Here is a 4,458-nt window from a genome sequence, read left to right on the forward strand (position 1 = left end):
TCAGCGAAGCACGCCCCGCTCACCAGGCCCACATAGCCCGTCCCGATCATCGCTACTTGCATGCGTGGGTCCTGTTCTGGAATCGCGCGGGCCGCCGCCCGCCGGGTGGCTCGCTAATACGATGATCTATCCGAAAGCACGCCAGGCCCGCCAGATCAGCCGGTTGCGCTAGATTTCCTGGTTGTAGCCGCCGACCTGCGGGTGCTGGCCCAGGCGGGGCTTCACCTCCTGGCGGAATAGGGCGCGCATGTCGTCGGCCGAGCTGGTGCTTTCCACGACCACGACGATCTCCGGCTTGTTGGACGAGGCCCGCACCAGCACCCAGGAGCCGTCCTCCAGGGCCACGCGGACCCCGTTGACCGTGATCAGGTCGGCGATCTTTCGTCCCAGGATCGTGCCACCCGAGGCCTGCAGCGCCTGGTACTCGGCGACGATCTTCTCGACCACGCCGTACTTTTCCTCGTCCGGACAGTGGGGGGACATGGTCAGGGAGGTGTAGGCGACCGGCAGGGCCTTCTTCAGGTCCGACAGCTTCTTGTCGGGGTTGCGGTCCAGCATCGACAGGATGGCGGCGGCGGCCACCAGGCCGTCGTCATAGCCGCGGCCGATGGGGTCGTTGAAGAAGAAGTGGCCGCTCTTCTCGAACCCGGCCAGGGCCTTCAGCTCGGCGGTCTTGCGTTTGATGTAGGAGTGGCCGGTCTTCCAGTAGATCGTCTTGGCGCCGTTGGCCGCCAGGACCTCGTCGGTGGCGTAGAGGCCCGTGGACTTCACATCGACCACGAAGGTCGCGTCCTTGTGCAGCTCCGAAAGGTCGCGGGCCAGCATCAGGCCGATCTTGTCGGCGAAGATTTCCTCGCCCTCGTCGTCCACCACCCCGCAGCGGTCGCCGTCGCCGTCGAAACCCAGGGCGCAATCGGCGCCGTACTGGCGCACAGCCTTGGCCATCTCGTGCAGCATTTCCTGGTCTTCGGGATTGGGATTGTACTTGGGGAAGGTCCAGTCCAGCTCACAGTCCATCTCATAGACCACGGCGACGCCCATCCGGCGCAGGGCCTCGGCGGCGAAGGCGCCGGCCGTGCCGTTGCCACAGGCGCAGACCACCTTGAGCGGCCGCTTCAGGCTGACTCCGGCCACCACGTCGTCCACATAGCGCTCGGCGACGCCCGAGACGTGGGTCAGGCTGCCGCCGGGCCGCAGCTCCCATGCGCCGCCGAGGACGATCTCCTTCAGCCGGCCCATCTCATCGGGGCCGAAGGTCAGGGGCCGCTGGGCCCCCATCTTCACCCCGGTCCAGCCGTTTTCGTTGTGGCTGGCGGTGACCATGGCCACGCAGGGGGCGTCCAGGTCGAACTGGGCGAAATAGGCGATGGGCGACAGGGCCAGGCCGATGTCCAGCACTTCGCAGCCGGCCTGGATCAGACCGAGCGTCAGGGCCTGCTTGATCGACAGCGAATAGGAGCGGAAGTCGTGGCCGACGACGATCTTCGTCTGGCCCATCTGCTGGATCAGCGTGCCCAGCCCCATGCCGAGCGCCTCGACGCCCAGCAGGTTGATGTCCGGCCCAAACAGCCACCGCGCATCGTATTCCCGAAAGCCCGTGGCCTTCACCAGGGGCTGGTTCTCATAGGCGAGCGTGTTGGGAACGAGATCGGCGCTGGGGGCGAGAAGCATCTGGACTCCGCAGGTGGGTGGTCGACAGCTCGGGAAAGGCTCCAGGCGAAGCCCCTAAGGCCGGTTCGCGACGTTTGCTACATTACGCCTGCCCGAAGCAGGTCGTGCACGTGCAATATGCCCACGGGGCGTTCGTTCTCCACCACGAACAGCACGGTCACCGAAGGCGCCGGATCGCTCATCAGGGCGAGCGCCTCCGACGCCATCATGGCCGGCGGCACGGTCTTTTTCGGTCCAGCGGTCATCACCTGGCCGGCGGTGTGAGACAGCAGGCCCTCGATGTGGCGGCGCAGGTCACCGTCGGTGATGGCGCCGGCCAGCCGGCCCTGGTCGTCGGTGACCCCGACAATGCCCCACCGCTTCTCGGTCATGATCAGCAGGGCTTCGGGCATCGGCGTGTCGTGGGCGACCAGGGGCAGTTCGGCCGGCCCATGCATCAGGTCGCTCACGGTGCGCAGCATGGCCCCCAGCTTGCCGCCCGGGTGGAAGGTCTTGAAGTCCTTGGCGGTAAAACCTCTACGCTCCAGCAGGGCCACGGCCAGGGCGTCGCCGAGGGCGATCTGCAGGGTGGTCGAGGTGGTGGGCGCATTGACCTCGGCGGTGGCTTCCGGCGCATCGGCGAGCTTCAGAACCACATCGGCCGCCTCGCCCAGAGCGCTGCCCGGGGCCGCCGTCAGGGCGATCAGCGGAATGCGGAACCGCTTGGCGTAGGCCAGGATATCGGACAGCTCGCGCACCTCGCCGGACTTGGACAGGGCCAGGATGGCGTCCTCCTGGCCGATCATGCCCAGGTCGCCGTGGCTGGCCTCCGACGCATGGACGAAGAAGGCCGCCGAGCCGGTGGAGGCGAAGGTGGCGGCGAGCTTGCGGGCCACGTGGCCGGACTTGCCGATGCCGGTGCAGGCGATGCGGCCCTTGGCGGCGAACAGGATGTCGACGGCGCGGACGAAACTCTCGTCCAGGTCCTGGGCCTGTTGGGTGAGGGCGGCGGATTCGGCTGCCAGCACCCGGCGACCGACGGCGACGGCGTCGAAGCTGCTCATGGCCGGGGGGCGACCGCTTGGTCCTGCAGGTCCCGCATGGTCTCCCGCGCCTTGTTCAGGCGCTCTTGCGAGGCCTTGGTCTGGCGTTCCATGGCCGCCTTCATCTCCGGGGTCTGGAGCACGGGTTGATGGCCGAAGGGGCCGGGCGAGCGGGCGCCGATCCCCTGGGGCCATACCAGGGCCAGGGCGATGGTCAGAACGGCCGCGAGGCCGAGCAGCGGAAAGAAGAAACGATCGAGCATCGGTGTCGATATAGCCGCTCCCGTCGCCGTGGGCCACGCCCAAGGCGGGGCTTGTCCGCTTGACGCGCCGTCCCCTGAGCCCTAGCCGGACGGGCGACCCCGACCGCCCTAGGAGATGCCCCGTGCCGACCCTCGTCCTGCTCCGCCACGGCCAGAGCCGCTGGAACCTGGAAAACCGTTTCACCGGCTGGGTGGATGTGGACCTGACCGACCAGGGGGAAGCCGAGGCGACCAAGGGCGGCGAGCTGATCAAGGCCGCCGGCCTTCAGTTCGACCGGGTCTATACCTCGGTGCTCACCCGGGCGATCCGCACCAGCTGGCTGGCCCTGGCCGCCGCGGGCCAAGCCTATGTGCCTGAGATCAAGGACTGGCGTCTCAACGAGCGTCACTATGGGGGCCTCACCGGGCTCAACAAGGCCGAGACGGCCCAGAAGCACGGGGAGGACCAGGTCAAGGTCTGGCGCCGGTCCTATGACGTGCCGCCGCCGCCCCTGAGCTCGGCCAGCGAGTTCGATTTCGCCGGCGACCGCCGCTATGCCGGCGCCCACCTGCCCAATACGGAAAGCCTCAAGACCACCCTCGACCGCGTGCAGCCCTATTGGGAGGCCGAGATCGCCCCGCGCCTGAGCGCCGGAGACACCCTGCTGGTGGCCGCCCACGGCAATTCCCTGCGGGCCATCGTCAAGCTGCTGTTTGGCCTGGGCGATGAGGCGATCATCGATGTGGAGGTCCCCACCGGGAATCCGCTACTGATCGAGCTGTCGGATGACCTGAAGCCCGTCGCCGCGCGCTATCTGGACGAGGCCCGCGCCAAGCCGCTGCCTGCGGTCGCGTGACGGAGGGCGCGCCCGCCCCCATGCGCCGGGCCATCGCCCTGGCGAGGGCGCAGGTCGGCCTGACAGGCGAGAACCCGGCCGTCGGCTGCGTCATTGTCTCGGCCGGCGGAGTGGTGGTCGGTGAGGGGGCCACGGCGCGGGGCGGGCGGCCTCATGCCGAGGAGATCGCCCTGGACCTGGCCGGCGCGGCGGCTTCGGGCGCTACGGCCTATGTCACCCTGGAACCCTGCGGCGCCCGATCGAGCGGCGCGGTCGCCTGCGCTGATCGGCTTGTGGCGGCCGGTGTGGCGAGGGTCCATGTGGCCTGTCGCGATCCCTCGCCCTACGCGGCCGGTCGGGGCCTTGAGCGCCTGGCGGCGGCGGGCCTCCTGGGGGAGGTGGGCCTGCTGGCCGACGAGGCGGCCTTTCTCTACGCCGATTATCGCCCGCCAGGCCCCGCGGCCCGCTGAGCCAAGCCGCGGAAGGGGCTCGTTAATCTTGGCGCGTTAGCCTCAGGCCAACCCATTCTTAACGGCGCCAGATGCTTTCCCCCCGCCCCGCCTCGATCCCCGAACTGAGGAGCCTGAGCCAGGCTGAGGTCGATGCGGTGTGCGCGCGGCACGAGCGCCTGTGGTCGTCCCGCCCAGGCGGCGCCCGGGCGGTGTTCGCCTGGAAGGACCTGTCGGG

General features: G+C 68.9%; 5 protein-coding genes and 1 pseudogene. 3 read left to right on the top strand and 3 right to left on the bottom strand.

Going from position 1 to position 4,458, the window contains the following annotated elements:
* Positions 1-168: 168 nt before the first annotated feature.
* From V7702_RS16565 to V7702_RS16575, 3 genes are all read right to left on the bottom strand, one after another.
* Complete coding sequence (locus V7702_RS16565; RefSeq protein WP_335651179.1) at positions 169-1,671, bottom strand: phosphomannomutase/phosphoglucomutase; 1,503 nt, start codon at positions 1,669-1,671, stop codon at positions 169-171.
* Between the two features lie 77 nt (positions 1,672-1,748).
* Positions 1,749-2,714, bottom strand: coding sequence for a KpsF/GutQ family sugar-phosphate isomerase (locus V7702_RS16570; RefSeq protein ID WP_335651180.1), 966 nt, complete (start codon positions 2,712-2,714; stop codon positions 1,749-1,751).
* On the bottom strand, positions 2,711-2,956 hold the full coding sequence (locus tag V7702_RS16575; RefSeq protein ID WP_300575824.1) for a hypothetical protein: 246 nt from the start codon (positions 2,954-2,956) through the stop codon (positions 2,711-2,713). Before V7702_RS16575 ends, V7702_RS16570 begins: the two co-directional genes overlap by 4 nt.
* A 122-nt stretch (positions 2,957-3,078) precedes the next feature.
* On the opposite strand from V7702_RS16575, the gene gpmA reads away from it, so the two are divergent.
* The 3 genes and pseudogenes from gpmA to V7702_RS16895 form a co-directional block, all read left to right on the top strand.
* Complete coding sequence (gpmA, locus tag V7702_RS16580; protein WP_335651181.1) at positions 3,079-3,792, top strand: 2,3-diphosphoglycerate-dependent phosphoglycerate mutase; 714 nt, start codon at positions 3,079-3,081, stop codon at positions 3,790-3,792.
* Between the two features lie 20 nt (positions 3,793-3,812).
* Positions 3,813-4,241, top strand: a complete 429-nt coding sequence (locus tag V7702_RS16585; protein ID WP_335651182.1) for a deaminase — start codon at positions 3,813-3,815, stop codon at positions 4,239-4,241.
* A gap of 71 nt (positions 4,242-4,312) precedes the next feature.
* Positions 4,313-4,458, top strand: a pseudogene (locus tag V7702_RS16895) (pentapeptide repeat-containing protein); the annotation flags it as partial.

The sequence above is a fragment of the Phenylobacterium sp. genome (assembly GCF_036963605.1).
Lineage (GTDB): Bacteria > Pseudomonadota > Alphaproteobacteria > Caulobacterales > Caulobacteraceae > Phenylobacterium.